Source organism: Streptomyces sp. NRRL S-920 (genome assembly GCF_000717945.1).
Lineage (GTDB): Bacteria > Actinomycetota > Actinomycetes > Streptomycetales > Streptomycetaceae > Streptomyces > Streptomyces alboniger.
In genome coordinates, this window is sequence record NZ_JODF01000008.1 from 113,531 (window position 1) to 128,798 (window position 15,268).

The window sequence follows — 15,268 nt, forward strand, 5'->3', positions numbered from 1 at the left end:
CTGGGGTCGTGCCGTGGTCGTGCTGTGGGGCTCAGTGCTTGGCGGGCAGGAAGCCCACCTTGTCGTACGCCTGCGCGAGGGTCTCGGCGGCGACGGCACGGGCCTTCTCCGCGCCCTTGGCCAGGATCGAGTCGAGCGTCTCCGGGTCGTCCAGGTACTGCTGGGTGCGGTCCCGGAAGGGGGTCACGAACTCGACCATGACCTCGGCGAGGTCGGTCTTCAGCGCACCGTAGCCCTTGCCGGTGTACTTCTGCTCCAGTTCGGCGATACCGGTGCCGGTGAGCGTGGAGTAGATGCTGAGGAGGTTGCTGACGCCCGGCTTCTCGGCCACGTCGTAGCGGATCACCGTGTCGGTGTCGGTGACGGCGCTCTTGACCTTCTTGGCGGTGGCCTTGGGCTCGTCGAGGAGGTTGATCAGGCCCTTCGGCGTGGACGCCGACTTGCTCATCTTGATCGACGGGTCCTGAAGGTCGTAGATCTTCGCCGTCTCCTTGAGGATGTACGCCGAGGGGACCGTGAACGTCTCGCCGAAGCGGCCGTTGAAGCGCTCGGCGAGGTCACGGGTCAGCTCGATGTGCTGGCGCTGGTCCTCGCCGACCGGCACCTCGTTGGCCTGGTACAGCAGGATGTCCGCGACCTGGAGGACGGGGTACGTGAAGAGGCCGACCGAGGCGCGGTCGGCGCCCTGCTTGGCGGCCTTGTCCTTGAACTGGGTCATGCGGGACGCCTCGCCGAAGCCGGTGAGGCAGTTCATGACCCAGCCGAGCTGGGCGTGCTCGGGGACGTGGCTCTGGACGAAGAGCGTGCAGCGCTCGGGGTCGAGACCGGCGGCGAGCAGCTGGGCGGCGGCGAGCCGGGTGTTGGCCCGCAGATCGGCGGGGTCCTGCGGGACCGTGATCGCGTGCAGGTCCACCACCATGTAGAAGGCGTCGTGGGATTCTTGCAGGGCCACCCACTGGCGGACCGCGCCGAGGTAGTTGCCGAGGTGGAACGAGCCGGCGGTGGGCTGGATTCCGGAGAGCACACGAGGTCGTTCAGAGGCCATGCGCCCCATTCTCTCAGGTGACTCTCATAGCTCGGAAACAGGCTTGAGGCGGAAGGTCGGACCCGCGGGCGGCCGGGCGGGCCCAGGGCGTGTCATCAGGTCGGCGACCTCGGCCCTGATCCTCCTCAGGGCGTCGTCCCAGTCGGCGACGACCGCGTGGGCGCAGTCGCGGAAGGAGGGCCGGGACGCGCCGCGCGGGCCGCGCAGGGTCCTGTGCGTGGTGGTGGAGATCACGTCGGATCTTCTGCGGCGGCACCGCCCTGCCCCGCACCATCGACTTCGCCGCCTTCGCGGAGATCGCCCGCGAGACCGGCGCCGTCCTGGTCGCCGACATCGCGCACATCGCCGGACTGATCGCGGCCCGTCACGGTGTCGCCGGGCTCGGCGAAGGCGAGGTTGGCCGGGGAGCCGGAGTAGGGCCGGCGCCGACGAGGGCGGCGAGTTCGGGGAGCGTTCCCCGTGCGCCAGTCGCCGTGCTGTCGGGGCCGGCCCGGCGGGCGCGCCGATCCGGCGGGTTTCCTCGTCCGCGATGCGAGCGACGATAGAGACTGGGCGCCACGACCGCCCCACGCCGCAGGACGAACGGAGAGCCCGTGTCGAGTACGTCGTCTCCCCTGACGAGCAGTTCCCTTACGACCAGTTCCCTGACGGCCGGCGAGCGGTACATCGCCTCGGCCGAGGCGCACAGCGCGCACAACTACCATCCGCTGCCTCTCGTGATCGCCTCGGCCGAGGGCGCCTGGATGACCGATGTCGAGGGGCGTCGCTACCTCGACATGCTCGCCGGGTACTCCGCGCTCAACTTCGGGCACGGCAACCGCCGTCTGCTCGACGCGGCCAAGGCGCAGCTGGAGCGCGTCACGCTGACCTCGCGGGCCTTCCACCACGACCGGTTCGCCGACTTCTGCACGCGCCTGGCCGAGCTGTGCGGCAAGGACATGGTGCTGCCGATGAACACGGGCGCGGAGGCCGTCGAGACGGCTGTGAAGACCGCGCGGAAGTGGGGTTACAAGGTCAAGGGCGTGCCGGACGGGCGCGCGAGGATCGTGGTCGCGGCCGACAACTTCCACGGCCGGACCACGACCATCGTCAGCTTCTCCACGGACCCGGAGGCGCGGGCGGACTTCGGGCCGTACACGCCGGGGTTCGACATCGTGCCGTACGGGGATCTCCAGGCGCTGCGGGCCGCGGTCACCGACGACACGGTGGCGGTGCTGCTCGAACCGATCCAGGGCGAGGCCGGGGTACTGGTGCCGCCCGCCGGGTATCTGGCGGGGGTCAGGGAGCTGACCCGGGAGCGCGGGGTCCTCTTCATGGCGGACGAGATCCAGTCGGGGCTCGGCCGGACGGGACGTACGTTCGCGTGTGAGCACGAGGGTGTGGTGCCGGACGTGTATGTGCTGGGCAAGGCGCTGGGCGGCGGGGTCGTGCCGGTGTCGGCGGTGGTCGCGGACGCCGATGTGCTCGGGGTGTTCCAGCCGGGCGAGCACGGGTCGACGTTCGGCGGCAACCCCCTCGCCTGTGCCGTGGGTCTTGAGGTGATCGCCATGCTGTCGACGGGCGAGTTCCAGGAGCGGGCCACGGAGCTGGGTGAGCATCTGCATGCCGAGCTGGGGCTGCTGACCGGCACCGGCACGGTGACGCAGGTGCGGGGGCGCGGGCTGTGGGCGGGCGTCGACATCGCCCCGTCGCACGGCACGGGCCGGGAGGTCTCCGAGAAGCTGATGGAGCGGGGGGTGCTGGTCAAGGACACGCACGGGGCGACGATCCGCATCGCTCCCCCGCTGGTGATCAGCAAGGAGGACCTGGACTGGGGCCTCGACCAGCTGCGGGCGGTGCTGAGCCAGGGCGTGTCCTAGGACACGCCCTAGGACTTGCGGCCCACCCCGGCGAACATCGCCACCTCGTCCGGCAGGTCGGCCGTCCCCGCGCGCCAGCGGCTGCACGACACCACGCCCGGCTCCAGCAGCTCCAACCCGTCGAAGAACCGGGCCACTTGGGCCGGGCTGCGCTGGGTGAGCCGCGGTGTGCCGTGTTCGTTCCAGAACGCCACGGCCGCGTCCACGTCCGGCATCGCCGGGCTGGTGACGGTGTGGCTGAGCACCAGGTGGCTGCCGGTGGGCAGGCCGTCGAGGAGCCGCCGTACGACGTCGTACGCCTCGGTGTCGTCGTCGATGAAGATGACGACACCGAGCAGCATCAGGGCGACGGGCTCGCTGAAGTCGAGGGTGCGGGCGGCGTGTTCGAGGATGGTGTCGACGTCGCGCATGTCCGCGTCGAGGTAGTCGGTGCGGCCCTCGGGGGAGCTGGTGAGCAGGGCGCGGGCGTGGGCCAGCACCAGTGGGTCGTTGTCGACGTAGACGACGCGGGACTCGGGGGCGAGGCGCTGGGCGACCTCGTGGGTGTTGTCGGCGGTCGGCAGGCCGGTGCCGACGTCGAGGAACTGCCGGATGCCTTCGTTCGTCACCAGGTGACGCACCGCGCGGCCGAGGAAGAGGCGGTCGGCGCGGGCGTACTCGCCGATGCCGGGGTGCAGTTCGCGGATGCGGTCGCCCGCCTCCTGGTCCACCTCGTAGTTGTCCTTGCCGCCGAGCCAGTAGTTCCAGATCCGGGCCGTGTGGGGCCGGGCGGTGTCGACCCTGCTGATGGCGGTCTCGGGCTCGGTCTCGGGCACGGTGGGCTCCTGGGGGCCGGGGGGGGCGGCACGCGACAGCGCGTTTTCAACGGGCAGCCTACCCAAGCGTGTTGAGCCGCCAAGGGTCCCGGCCCCTACTTCCCCAGCAGCTCGAACAGGCTGGAGAAGCCCTGTTCGCCGTGGCCGGCCTTGATTCTGTGGTCCATCAGGGTCTTCACCTCCCGCATGCGTACCGCCTCCACCCCGACCGACTCCCGATGGCTGATCAAGTCGTCCATCAGGGCCGCCTGGACGTTGAGTGAGCCCAGGTCCGGGCCGTAGTCGCCGGTCTTGATCGCTTCGGCCATCGAGGTGAGCAGGGGCGGGTAGCCGGACAGCGAGCCCGCGAAGCGTTCGGCGAAGGCCGCCACGTCGACGCCCTCCGCCCGCACCAGCTTGAGCGTGTGCAGGAAGCCGATGAGCATCTCGAAGCCCATCGCGACCTGGGCCATGAACTCCACGGCGGCCGCCCCGGCGTCCTCGCCGTAGTAGGCGACGCCGCCGAGCAGCCGCAGCGTCGGCTCGTGGGCCTCGTAGGCCGCGCGGGAGCCGCTGAACGGGAACATGATGTGCGGCTTGCCCACGTCCGGCGGGTCCCCCATGACCTTGCCGTCGACGTACTGGGCGCCGCGCTCGTTCGCCCAGCGCTCGTTCGCCCGCGCCTGGGCGGGTGAGCCGCTCGTGACGTTCACAAGGACCTTGCCCGCGATCGCATTGCCGACGGCGGCGAGCACCTCGTCCACCGCCGTGCCGTCGAGCAGGCAGACCACCACGAGCGGGCTCGCGGCCACCGCCTCGGCGGGCGTCGCGGCCGCCGTGGCCCCGGCGGCGACCAGCGGCGCGCTCTTGGCGGCGGTCCGGTTCCAGACCGTGGTGCGCAATCCGCGCTCGACGAAGGTCCGGGCGATCGCCGATCCCATGTCCCCGAGCCCCAGCACGGTGACCTGCCCGGCTGCCCCGCCCGTGGTCGATGTCGTCATGGTGTCCCCGTTCCGTCGTCAGCGGTGTGTTCCGCTGGTCAGGAACGCTAGTTGTGGGGGTGACGCGGCTGCATCGGTCCGGCGGCCGAGGAGCTTTACGGCTATGGGCTCAGGCCGAAAGGAGGGCGGCCGGGTCAGGGCAGGATCCGGCACAGGGCGTCCAGCGCCCCCGCCCACGCGTGCTCCGGCGGCGTACCGTACCCCACCACCAGCGCGTCCCGCTGCCGCGTCGCCGCGAGCGGATGGCGGAAGCGGGACAGGCCCTGGACCGCGAGGCGCTCCCAGTTGGCGGCCCGGACGACCGACTGCTCGGTGTCCGGCGGGAGTTCGAGGACCGCGTGCAGTCCGGCCGCGATGCCCGTGGCACGGGTCTCGGGGCACCGTTCGGCGAGGGCGGCCACGAGCTGGTCGCGGCGGCGGCGGTAGCGCAGGCGGGCGCCACGCACATGACGGTCGTACGCACCCGACGTGAGGAAGTCCGCGAGCGTCAGCTGGTCGGGCGTGCCGCAGGACCAGCCGGCGGCCTCCTTCTCGTCGAGGACGTCGTCGCGCAGCCCCGACGGGAGCACCATCCAGCCCAGGCGCAGACCGGGGGCGAGGGACTTGCTGGCCGTGCCGAGGTAGACCACGCGCTCGGGGTCGAGGCCCTGGAGCGCGCCGACGGGCTGGCGGTCGTAGCGGAACTCGCCGTCGTAGTCGTCCTCCAGGATCAGCCCGCCCTCGCGCCGCGCCCAGTCGACGGCCGCCGCGCGCCGGTCGGGGTGCAGCGGTACGCCCATCGGGAACTGGTGGGCGGGGGTTAGCAGCACCGCCTTCGAGGCGCCCGCGTCCAGCCCCGCGGTGCGGGTGCCCAGGTCGTCGAGGTCGAGCGGCGTCGTGCGCAGGCCCGCGCGGTGCAGCAGGTTCCAGTGGATGTCCAGGCCGTACGACTCCACGGTCACCTCCCGCAGACCGCGGGCCCGCAGCACGCGGCCCAGGATCGACAAGCCGTGCACGAACCCGGCGGTGATGACGATGCGGTCGGGGTCGGCGTGCACGCCGCGGGCCCGCGCGAGGTACCCGGCCAGGGCCTCGCGGAGTTCGACGCGGCCACGCGGATCGCCGTATCCGAGCGCGGCGTTGGGCGCCGCCGACAGGGCCCGCCTGGCCGCCTTGAGCCACTCCGCGCGCGGGAAGGACGCCAGGTCGGGGGTGCCGGGGCTGAGGTTGTGGACCGGCGCGCCCGCGGGCCTGCGGGTCGGCGCGGGCCGCGCCGGGGGCGTGATCACGCGCTCCGCGACCCGGGTGCCCGAGCCCTGCCGGGCGGTGAGCCAGCCCTCGGCGACGAGGTCGGCGTACGCGTCGGCGACGGTGTTCCGCGCGATGCCGAGGTCGACGGCGAGGGAGCGGGAGGAGGGCAGCCGGGTGCCGGGGGCGAGACGGCCGCCGCGCACCGCCGCGCGCAGGGCGTCCGTCAGGCCCTTGCGCACGCCGTTGCGGGACGCCTCGCCGCCGGTCTCCAGATGAAGGTCGACGCCCAAAGTGGCCCAGGAATCTTCCATGGAAATGGACCATACCTGTGGGCTACTCCGTACGTAGGGTCGACGGCATGACGACGAACGAGACCGCCCCTGAGAACACTTCCGAGAACACCCCGGCCAAGGAGTACGTCCACGAGCACACGCCCCGCCTCGCCTGGGCGAAGCACGCCCCCGAGGTCTTCAAGGCCATGATCAGACTCGACGCGGCGGCCGGTAAGGGCCTCGACCCGGTGATCTACGAGCTGGTGAAGATCCGCGCCTCGCAGATCAACCGCTGCGCCCTCTGCCTGGACATGCACACCAAGGACGCGCTCGCCGCGGGCGAGAGCGTGGAGCGGATCGTCCAGCTCAGCGCGTGGGAGGAGTCGCGGCACTTCTACACGGCCAAGGAGGTCGCCGCGATCGAGCTGACCGAGGCGGTCACCGTCCTCACCGACGGTTTCGTACCGGACGACGTGTACGAGAAGGCGGCCGCGCACTTCGACGAGGCGGAGCTGACCCAGCTGATCGCCGCGATCACCGTCATCAACGCGTGGAACCGCTTCGGTGTCTCGACGCGCCAGGTGCCGGGCCACTACAAGGCCGGGGACTTCAAGTGAGCGCTCGCACCACGTACTTGGACAAGGGCGTCGGGGCCGCGATGTCCGCGCTGAGCGCCGCCGCCAAGCGGGGGCTCGGCGATCCGGTCCTCGCCGAGCTGGTGATGGTCCGCGCCTCGCAGATCAACGCGTGCGCGTTCTGCCTCGACATGCATGTGGAGATCGCCCTCAAGGGCGGCGAGAGCGCCAAGCGCATCGCCCTCCTCAACGCCTGGGAGGAGGCCGGTGACCTCTTCGACGAGCGCGAGCGCGCCGCCCTCGCGCTGACCGAGGCCGTCACCGTCCTCACCGACGGTTCCGTACCGGACGAGGTGTACGAGAAGGCCGCCGCGCACTTCGACGAAGCCGGGCTCGCCCATCTCATCGGCCTGATCACCGCCATCAACGGCTGGAACCGCCTGATGGTCAGCCGCCGCGTCGAGCCGGGCGGCCGGGCGTGGTGAGCCCCGTCGCCGCCCTGCGCGCCCTGCACCACGACCGCGCGCCCGGTGACCCGCTGATCCTGCCGGGGCCGTGGGACGCGGCGAGCGCCCGGGTGTTCGAGGAGGCGGGCAGTCCCGCGCTGGCCACGCCGAGCGCGGGGGTCGCGCTCTCCCTCGGGTACGAGGACGGGCAGGTGCCGCCCGACGAGATGTTCGCGGCGATCGCGCGCATCGTGCGGTCCGTCTCGGTGCCCGTGAGCGCGGACATCGAGGGCGGCTACGGCCTTCCGGCGAAGGAGCTGGTGGAACGGCTCCTTGAGACCGGCGCGGTCGGCTGCAACCTGGAGGACTCCTTCGCCGGCGAGGAGGGCGCGGGCCTGCTCAGGGAAGCGGCCGAGCAGGCCGACTTCCTCGCGGAGGTACGGGCCGCTGCGGGGAGCCGGCTCTTCGTCAACGCGCGTGTGGATACGTTCCTGCGGGGCGTGCCGGAGGTGGCGGCGGCGGTCGAGCGGGCGCGGCTCTACGTGGCGGCCGGCGCGGACTGCGTCTACCCGATCCTGGCGCCGCCCGAGGCGCTTCCCGCACTGCGGGCGGGCATCGAGGGGCCGCTCAACGCGATCGCGCGGGCGGGCGGGCCCTCGCCGCAGGAGCTGGGCTCGATGGGCGCTACGCGCGTGACGTTCGGGCCCGGTCTGTTGCATGCATCAATGGAGGCGCTGGCTGGCATCGTGGCGAAGCTGACCTGAACGGGTGGGTGGGTGGGAGACATCCGCCGCGAAGCGGCGGTTCAGTCCGGGCCCACCCACCCGCGGGTTCACTTAGGCAACCAGGCTCGCCACTTGGCCTCATGGTCGGCGACCCACGCCTTCGCCGCGTCCTCGGGGGACATCTTCCGGTCGGCGATCATCAGGGAGACCTCGTTCTGGTCCTCCTCCGACCACTTGAACTTCTTCAGGAACTTGGCGGCGTCGCCGCCCTTCTTGGCGAAGTCCGCGTTGAGGTACTTCTTGAGCGGCGTGTGCGGATACGCGCACTTGATCTTGGCCGGGTCGGCGTCGCAGCCCTCCTTGTACTCGGGCAGTTTCACCTCCGTCATCGGCACCTTCTTGAACAGCCACTGCGGCTTGTACCAGTAGGTGAGGAACGGCTTCTGCTGCTTGGCGAACTGCTCGATCTGGGTGATCTGCGCCGCCTCGGACCCCGCGAAGACGACCTCGTAGTCCAGATCCAGGTTCTGCACCAGGGCCTTGTCGTTCGTCACGTACGACGGGGAGCCGTCCATGAGCTGGCCCTTGCCGCCGCTCTCGGAGGTGCGGAACCGGTCGGCGTACTTGTTGAGGTTCTTCCAGTCGGTGACGTCCGGGTGCTTCTTGGCGAAGTACGTGGGGACGTACCAGCCGATGTGCCCGGTCACGCCGACCTCGCCGCCGGAGACGATCGTCTTCTTGTCCTTGACGTACCGCTGCTCCTGCTCGGGGTGGCCCCAGTCCTCCATGATCGCGTCGACGCGGCCCTGGCTGAGGGCGTCCCAGGCGGGCACCTCGTCGATCTGGACCTTGTCGACGCGGTAGCCCAGCTCGTTCTTGAGCAGGTACTCGGCGACGGCGACGTCCGCCTGCGCACCGACCCAGGACTGGACCGAGAGGGTCACCGTCCTGGCCCCCGCGGCGTTCGCGTACGGCGAGGACTGCTTGGTCATGTCGGCGGCGCCGCAGCCGGACAGCGCGAGGAGCGCGCCGCCCGCCGTGACGGCGCTGATCACACGCGTACGAACTCGCATGTCACGCACCCTTCTTCGTGCGGCGCTCCGTGGGCTGCGTGACCCGGTCGAGCATCAGGCCGAGGCAGACGATCGCCACACCGGCCACCAGACCCGTCGCCAGGTCGCCCTGCGCGATGCCGAACACGACGTCGTAGCCGAGCGCGCCACCGCCGACCAGGCCGCCGATGACGACGACGGCGAGCACCAGGACGACGCCCTGGTTGAGGGCGAGCATGAGGGCCGGGCGGGCCAGCGGCAGCTGGACCTTGCGCAGCTGCTGCCAGCCGGTGGCGCCCAGCGAGCGGGAGGACTCCATCGCGGCGGCGTCGACCTGGCGCAGGCCCTGCGTGGTGATGCGCACGACGGCGGGCAGCGCGTAGACGACGGCGGCGGCGACCGCGGGGGCGCGGCCGACGCCGAAGAGGGCGACGACCGGGATGAGGTAGACGAACTGCGGCATCGTCTGGAAGACGTCGAGCACCGGGCGGAGCAGCCGCTCGAAGCGCTCGCTGCGGGAGGCCGCGATGCCGATCGCGAAGCCGAGGACGAGCGTGACGGCGACACCGGCGATGACCTGCGCGAGCGTGTCGAGGGACTTGTTCCACACGCCGAGGACACCGATCGCGCCCATCGCGGCGACGGCGGTCAGCGCGGTCTGCCAGGTGCCGATCAGCCAGGCGAGCGCGGCGACGATCAGCAGGACCGACCACCAGGGCAGCCCCTGGAGGCCGTCGCGGGCGGGGTTGAGGATCCAGGTGGTGAAGTGAGACGCCCAGTCGGCGGTGCCGCCGACGACGGGCACACCGGTGTAGATGTGGTCGACCATCCACTCCTTGGCGGTGTTCACCGGCGGGGCGATGTTGACGACCCAGCCGGTCGGCCAGTCGACGCGGTCCGCGAAGCGGGCGGCGAGCGCGGCCGCGACCGTCACGGCAGCCACGAGGGACCAGCCGCGCCAGCCGCGCAGCGGCGAGGCGGACCCGGCGGCGGGCGCCCCCATGCGTTCGCCCGCGGCGCCCGTCACACGGTCCAGGACCACGGCGAGCAGCACGATCGGGATGCCGGCGGCGAGCGCCTGGCCGACGTCGACGGACGAGAGCGCCTGGTAGACGCGGTCGCCGAGGCCGCCCGCGCCGATCACCGAGGCGATGACGGCCATCGACAGCGCCATCATGATCGTCTGGTTGACGCCGAGCAGGAGTTCCTTGCGGGCCAGCGGCAGACGCGCGGAGAACAGCCGCTGGCGGCCGGTCGCGCCGAGCGAGGTCACGGCCTCCATGACGCCGCCGTCGGCGCCGCGCAGGCCGAGCGCCGTGAGGCGGGCCATGGGCGGGGCGGCGTACACGACCGTGGCGATGATGGCCGCGGGGACGCCCATGCCGAAGACGAGCGCGAACGGCAGCAGGTAGGCGTAGGCGGGCAGCACCTGCATGGTGTCGAGCACCGGGCGCAGGATGCGGAAGACGCGGTCGTTGAGGCCGCCCGCGAGACCGAGGAGCAGGCCGAGCACGACCGAGGCGAGGACCGCGACGATCATCAGGGCGAGCGTCTGCATGGTCGGCACCCACATGCCGAGCAGGCCGCACACGGCGAACGCGGCGGACGCGGTGACGGCGAGCTTGACGCCCGCCACACGCCAGGCGACGAGCCCGGCGGCCGCGGTCACGCCGGCCCAGCCGGCGGCGAGCAGTACGAGGTAGACGCCGCGCACGCAGAGCACGATGGCGTTGCTGACGTGCCCGAAGAAGTAGAGGAACAGCGGGTGGCTGTCGCGGTTGTCGATGATCCAGTCGCTGGTCCTGCCCAGCGGTTCGGTCAGGTCGACGGTGAGCGCGTCCGGCCAGGCGCCGGAGGCCCACTTGGCGTTGACGATCGGCACGAGAACCGCCGCGGCGACGGCGAGCAGCAGGAGCTTGCCGACGGCGCGGTGACGCAGGAGCGCGCCGATTCCGGTGTCCCGTACGGGACTCGATGCGGTGGCTGTGGCCATCAGGCGACCACCCCGCCCCGGCCGGGGACCGTTGGCGCCGCGGCGGTGCCGGCGACGACACCGAGCAGCCCGGCGTGGTCGACCACGCCGAGGCACCGCTTGCCGTCCATGACGCGCACCGGGAGGCCGGTGCGGGCGACGGCCTCGATGGCCTCGGAGACCTTGGCGTCGGGCGCGAGGGCCGCGCCGCTGCTCTCCTCGTCGGTCTCGGCGGGGCGCATGGCGCTGCGCACGCTCATCACGTCGGCGCGCGCGACATCGCGGACGAAGTCGCGGACGTATTCGTCGGCCGGGGAGCCGACGATCTCCTCGGGGGTGCCGCACTGGACGACGCGGCCGTCGCGCATCAGGGCGATGCGGTCGCCGAGCTTGAGGGCCTCGCTGAGGTCGTGGGTGATGAAGACCATCGTGCGGCCCTCCTCACGGTGCAGGCGGACGACTTCCTCCTGCATGTCACGGCGGATCAGCGGGTCGAGCGCGCTGAACGGCTCGTCGAACAGCAGGACTTCGGGGTCCACGGCGAGGGCGCGGGCCAGGCCCACGCGCTGCTGCTGGCCACCGGAGAGCTGTCCCGGCTTGCGCTGCTCAAGGCCTTCGAGGCCGACCTTCTTGACGACGTCGAGGGCCTTGGCGCGCCGCTCGGCCTTGCCGACGCCCTGGATCTCCAGGCCGTACGCGACGTTGTCGAGGACGGAGCGGTGCGGCAGCAGGCCGAAGTGCTGGAAGACCATGGAGGCGCGGTGGCGGCGCAGTTCGCGCAGGCGGGCCTTGTCCATGGCGAGGACGTCCTCGCCATCGATGGCGATGGCGCCGGAGGTCGGCTCGATGAGCCGGGTCAGACAGCGTACGAGGGTGGACTTGCCGGAGCCCGACAGGCCCATGACGACGAAGACCTCGCCCTTGTTGACCTCGAAGGACACATCCCGCACGGCGGCCGTGCAGCCGGTCTGCTCACGCAGTTCGGCGGGGCTCAGGCCGTGCAGCGAGGTGTCGTGCGGTATTCGCTCGGCCCGGGGGCCGAAGACCTTCCAGAGGTTCTTGACGGCGAACACGGGCCCGTCGGCGGGCGCCGCGGCCTGGTCCTCGGTCGTCATGGTGGCTTCGCTCATCGGCCGTCACCACCAAGGATCTCGGCACATTTCTCCCCGACCATGAGTACTCCGATCATCGGGTTCACGGCGGGCATCGTCGGGAAGACGGATGCGTCCGCGATACGGATTCCTGCCATGCCCCGGATCTTCAACTCCGGGTCGACCACGGCGAGTTCATCATGGGAAGCGCCCATTCGGCAGGTTCCCGCCGGGTGGTACACGGTGTGGGCGGCCTTGCGCACCAGTTCGCTGATCTCGGCGTCGTCGGTGACGTCGGGGCCGGGGAAGACCTCGCGCTTGAGCCACTTCTTGAACGGCTCGGCCTGCGCGACCTTGCGGGCCAGCTTGATGCCGTCGACGAGGGTCTGCCCGTCGTAGTCGCCCTCATCCTCGAAGTACTTGAAGTCGAGCGCGGGCTTGACCTCGGGGTCGGCCGACGTGAGGTAGAGGCGGCCGCGCGCGCGGGACTTGGGGATGTTCGGCGTCATCGACACGCCGTGCTCGGGACGTTCGTAGCCGAGGCGCTCCGGGTTGTCCGTGAACGGGATCTGGTAGAAGTGGAACATCAGGTCCGGGCCCTTGTGGTCCGGGTCCCGCTTCACGAACAGACCGGCGTCCGAGTCCATCGCGGAGTTGCCGGGGATCGGCCCGTTGGTCTCCCAGACGATGACCGACTCCGGGTGGTCGATGAGGTTCTCACCGACGCCCGGCAGGTCGTGCACGACGGGGATGCCGAGCGCTTCGAGGTCCTTCTTCGGGCCGATGCCCGAGTGCATGAGCAGCCGCGGCGTGTCGACGGCGCCGGCGCAGACGAGCACCTCGCGGCGGGCGGTCAGCAGCGACTCCTCGCCGTCCTTCATCCGCACATGGACACCGCGCGCGGTCTTGCCGTCCAGCTCCAGCTTGGTGGCCCAGGTCTCCAGGAACAGGTGGAGGTTCGGGCGGTCGCCGGCCTCCATGTGGGGGTGGAGGTAGGCGACCGACGCGGAGGAGCGCTTGTTGTTCTCCGGGTGGTAGGCGAGGTCGAAGAAGCCGACGCCCTCGTCGAACGGCTGGTCGTTGAAGCCGACGACCTCCGGGACGCCGAGGGCGGTCTTCGTCGCCTCGACCCAGTCGGTGGCGATCTGGTTCTGGTCCTTCTTGGCGACGCGCACGACGTTGTTGCGCAGCTTGCCGAAGTAGGGGTCCATCGCCTCGGCGTTCCAGCCGGTGGCCCCGGCCTCCTCCCACTCGTCCCAGTCGGACGGCAGCGGCTTGAAGGAGATCAGGGTGTTGTGCGACGAGCAGCCGCCGAGCACCTTGGCACGGCTGTGCAGGATGTGGGAGTTGCCGCGCGGCTGCTCCGTGGTGGTGTAGCCGTAGTCGAGGTCACCGCCGAGCAGGCCGAGCCAGCGGCGGAGCGTGAGGACGTCCTCGCGGTCGATGTCGCTGGGGCCGCCCTCGATGACGGCGACGGTGATGTCCGGGTTCTCGGTGAGGCGGGATGCGATCACCGAGCCCGCCGTGCCGCCGCCGACGATGACGTAGTCGTACTCGGTCGCGGCCTGGGGGGTTTCAGCCATGGGGTAGCTACTCCTCTTCCTGCGAGGTCGTGCAAGGTGCTTGCGCGTAAGGGGCCGGCGGGTGTCAGCCCGCGAACCAGCGGACCGGCTGCGGCGCGAGGTTCTGGTAGATGTGCTTGGACTCGCGGTACTCGGCGAGGCCCGCGGGGCCCAGCTCGCGTCCGACGCCGCTCTTGCCGAAGCCGCCCCACTCCGCCTGCGGAAGGTAGGGGTGGAAGTCGTTGATCCAGACGGTGCCGTGGCGCATGCGGCGGGCCATGCGGCGACCGCGTCCCGCGTCACTGGTCCACACGCCGCCCGCGAGCCCGTACTCGGTGTCGTTGGCGAGCGCGACGGCCTCGTCCTCGGTGCGGAAGGTCTCGACGGTCAGGACGGGCCCGAAGACCTCCTCGCGTACGACCTTCATCTCGCGGTGGCACTGGTCGAGCACGGTGGGCTCGTAGAAGTAGCCGGTGGCGGGCCTGGCGTCGGTCGGCTCGGGGCGCTTGCCGCCGCAGCGGAGCACGGCGCCCTCCTCCAGGGCGGAGGCGACGTACATCTCGGTCTTCTCGCGCTGCTGCTGCGAGACGAGGGGGCCGCACTCGACGCCCTCCTCGGTGCCGCGGCCGAGCTTGATCTGCCGCGCCCTGCGGGCCAGTTCGGCCACGAAGCGCTCGCGGACGGACTCCTCGATGATGAGGCGGCCACCGGCGGAGCAGACCTGCCCGCTGTGGATGAAGGCGGCGTTGAGCGCCTGGTCGACGGCGGTGTCGAAGCCCTCTTCGGTGGCGCAGGCGTCGGCGAAGACGACGTTCGGGTTCTTGCCGCCCAGCTCCAGGGCGACCTTCTTCACACCGAGCGCGGCGGCCTGGGCGACCTTGGTGCCGGAGACGAGGCCGCCGGTGAAGGAGACCAGGTCGACGTCGGGGTGGTCGGCGAGCCGGGCGCCGACGGTGTGCCCGGGGCCGGTGACGATATTGGCGACACCGGCGGGCAGACCGGCCTCGACGAGCAGGTCGATGAGCGCGACCGTCGTCAGCGGGGTGACCTCGCTGGGCTTGATGACGAAGGTGTTGCCGGCGGCGAGCGCGGGGGCGATCTTCCAGCTGGCCTGGAGGAGGGGGTAGTTCCAGGGCGTGATCATCGAGCAGACGCCGACGGGCTCGTGCACGACGACGCTGTGGATGTCGTCGGAGCCGGCGTCGACGACGCGCCCGGCGCCCTCGCCGATGACCAGGTCGGCGAAGTAACGGAAGGCGTCGACGACACAGTCCACGTCGACGCGGCCCTCTTCGAGGGTCTTGCCCGCGTCACGGCTCTCCAGCAGGCCGATCTCCTCGCGGTCGCGTACGAGGAGGTCGGCGACCCTGCGCAGCAGCGCGGCACGCTCGGCGACGGTCGTGTGCGGCCACGGCCCCTCGTCGAAGGCCTTGCGGGCGGCGGCGATGGCCGCGTCCGCGTCCTCGGTCCCGCCCTCGGCGATCAGCGCGAACGGCTTGGCGTCTGCCGGGTCGAGGATCTCGCGGGTGGCGCCGGAGGCGGCGCTCAGCCACTCTCCGCCCACATGGATGGTCTGTTGTGCGGACACGTCCCGTTTGCCTTCCGTTCCTGTCATATGCCCCGCCTGTCACTCGCGGTAGCCGG

14 protein-coding genes and 1 pseudogene are annotated in these 15,268 nt (G+C 71.3%); 5 read left to right on the plus strand and 10 right to left on the minus strand.

What is annotated here, in order from left to right:
* Nucleotides 1-31: 31 nt before the first annotated feature.
* Together trpS and IG54_RS0108730 are read right to left on the minus strand one after the other, a co-directional pair.
* Nucleotides 32-1,045 carry a tryptophan--tRNA ligase gene (trpS, locus tag IG54_RS0108725; RefSeq protein WP_030779429.1) on the minus strand — a complete coding sequence of 338 codons (1,014 nt, stop codon included), beginning with the start codon at nt 1,043-1,045 and terminating at the stop codon, nt 32-34.
* A 24-nt stretch (nt 1,046-1,069) separates the two neighbouring features.
* On the minus strand, nt 1,070-1,279 hold the full coding sequence (locus IG54_RS0108730) for a hypothetical protein (protein WP_030779432.1): 210 nt from the start codon (nt 1,277-1,279) through the stop codon (nt 1,070-1,072).
* Between IG54_RS0108730 and glyA the strand changes: the two are divergent.
* Nucleotides 1,273-1,404: pseudogene (gene glyA / locus IG54_RS40080) on the plus strand (serine hydroxymethyltransferase); the annotation flags it as partial. The gene IG54_RS0108730 and the pseudogene glyA overlap by 7 nt on opposite strands.
* Before the next feature lie 285 nt (nt 1,405-1,689).
* Nucleotides 1,690-2,904, plus strand: coding sequence for an ornithine--oxo-acid transaminase (gene rocD / locus IG54_RS0108735; RefSeq protein ID WP_030779436.1), 1,215 nt, complete (start codon nt 1,690-1,692; stop codon nt 2,902-2,904).
* A gap of 8 nt (nt 2,905-2,912) precedes the next feature.
* On the opposite strand, the gene IG54_RS0108740 is transcribed toward rocD, so the two are convergent.
* From IG54_RS0108740 to IG54_RS0108750, 3 genes are all read right to left on the minus strand, one after another.
* On the minus strand, nt 2,913-3,719 hold the full coding sequence (locus IG54_RS0108740) for an SAM-dependent methyltransferase (protein ID WP_030779440.1): 807 nt from the start codon (nt 3,717-3,719) through the stop codon (nt 2,913-2,915).
* A 95-nt stretch (nt 3,720-3,814) separates the two neighbouring features.
* Entirely contained in the window at nt 3,815-4,699 is an 885-nt protein-coding gene (locus tag IG54_RS0108745; RefSeq protein ID WP_030779443.1) for an NAD(P)-dependent oxidoreductase, read from the minus strand.
* A 134-nt stretch (nt 4,700-4,833) separates the two neighbouring features.
* Nucleotides 4,834-6,240: a PLP-dependent aminotransferase family protein gene (locus IG54_RS0108750; RefSeq protein ID WP_030779446.1), complete on the minus strand. Its 1,407-nt coding sequence runs from the start codon at nt 6,238-6,240 to the stop codon at nt 4,834-4,836.
* A 47-nt stretch (nt 6,241-6,287) separates the two neighbouring features.
* Here IG54_RS0108750 and IG54_RS0108755 point away from each other — a divergent pair, with 47 nt between their 5' ends.
* Genes IG54_RS0108755 through IG54_RS0108765 form a run of 3 tightly spaced genes read left to right on the plus strand, consistent with a single transcriptional unit; the run spans nt 6,288 to nt 7,986 of the window.
* Nucleotides 6,288-6,818 (plus strand): carboxymuconolactone decarboxylase family protein, encoded by a 531-nt coding sequence (locus tag IG54_RS0108755; protein WP_030779450.1) that lies wholly within the window; start codon nt 6,288-6,290, stop codon nt 6,816-6,818.
* Nucleotides 6,815-7,261, plus strand: a complete 447-nt coding sequence (locus IG54_RS0108760) for a carboxymuconolactone decarboxylase family protein (RefSeq protein WP_030779453.1) — start codon at nt 6,815-6,817, stop codon at nt 7,259-7,261. Before IG54_RS0108755 ends, IG54_RS0108760 begins: the two co-directional genes overlap by 4 nt.
* Complete coding sequence (locus IG54_RS0108765) at nt 7,258-7,986, plus strand: isocitrate lyase/PEP mutase family protein (RefSeq protein ID WP_030779456.1); 729 nt, start codon at nt 7,258-7,260, stop codon at nt 7,984-7,986. Before IG54_RS0108760 ends, IG54_RS0108765 begins: the two co-directional genes overlap by 4 nt.
* 68 nt (nt 7,987-8,054) lie before the next feature.
* Here the strand turns inward: IG54_RS0108765 and IG54_RS0108770 are convergent, their stop codons facing one another.
* From IG54_RS0108770 to IG54_RS0108790, 5 genes are all read right to left on the minus strand, one after another.
* Nucleotides 8,055-9,020 (minus strand): ABC transporter substrate-binding protein, encoded by a 966-nt coding sequence (locus IG54_RS0108770; protein ID WP_030779460.1) that lies wholly within the window; start codon nt 9,018-9,020, stop codon nt 8,055-8,057.
* A gap of 1 nt (nt 9,021) precedes the next feature.
* Entirely contained in the window at nt 9,022-10,992 is a 1,971-nt protein-coding gene (locus IG54_RS0108775; RefSeq protein ID WP_030779464.1) for an ABC transporter permease, read from the minus strand.
* On the minus strand, nt 10,992-12,101 hold the full coding sequence (locus IG54_RS0108780) for a quaternary amine ABC transporter ATP-binding protein (protein WP_051819368.1): 1,110 nt from the start codon (nt 12,099-12,101) through the stop codon (nt 10,992-10,994). The genes IG54_RS0108775 and IG54_RS0108780 overlap by 1 nt, the downstream gene beginning before the upstream one ends.
* Complete coding sequence (locus tag IG54_RS0108785; RefSeq protein ID WP_030779470.1) at nt 12,098-13,645, minus strand: GMC family oxidoreductase; 1,548 nt, start codon at nt 13,643-13,645, stop codon at nt 12,098-12,100. Before IG54_RS0108785 ends, IG54_RS0108780 begins: the two co-directional genes overlap by 4 nt.
* A gap of 64 nt (nt 13,646-13,709) precedes the next feature.
* Complete coding sequence (locus IG54_RS0108790; RefSeq protein WP_030779473.1) at nt 13,710-15,239, minus strand: aldehyde dehydrogenase family protein; 1,530 nt, start codon at nt 15,237-15,239, stop codon at nt 13,710-13,712.
* Nucleotides 15,240-15,268: the final 29 nt, after the last annotated feature.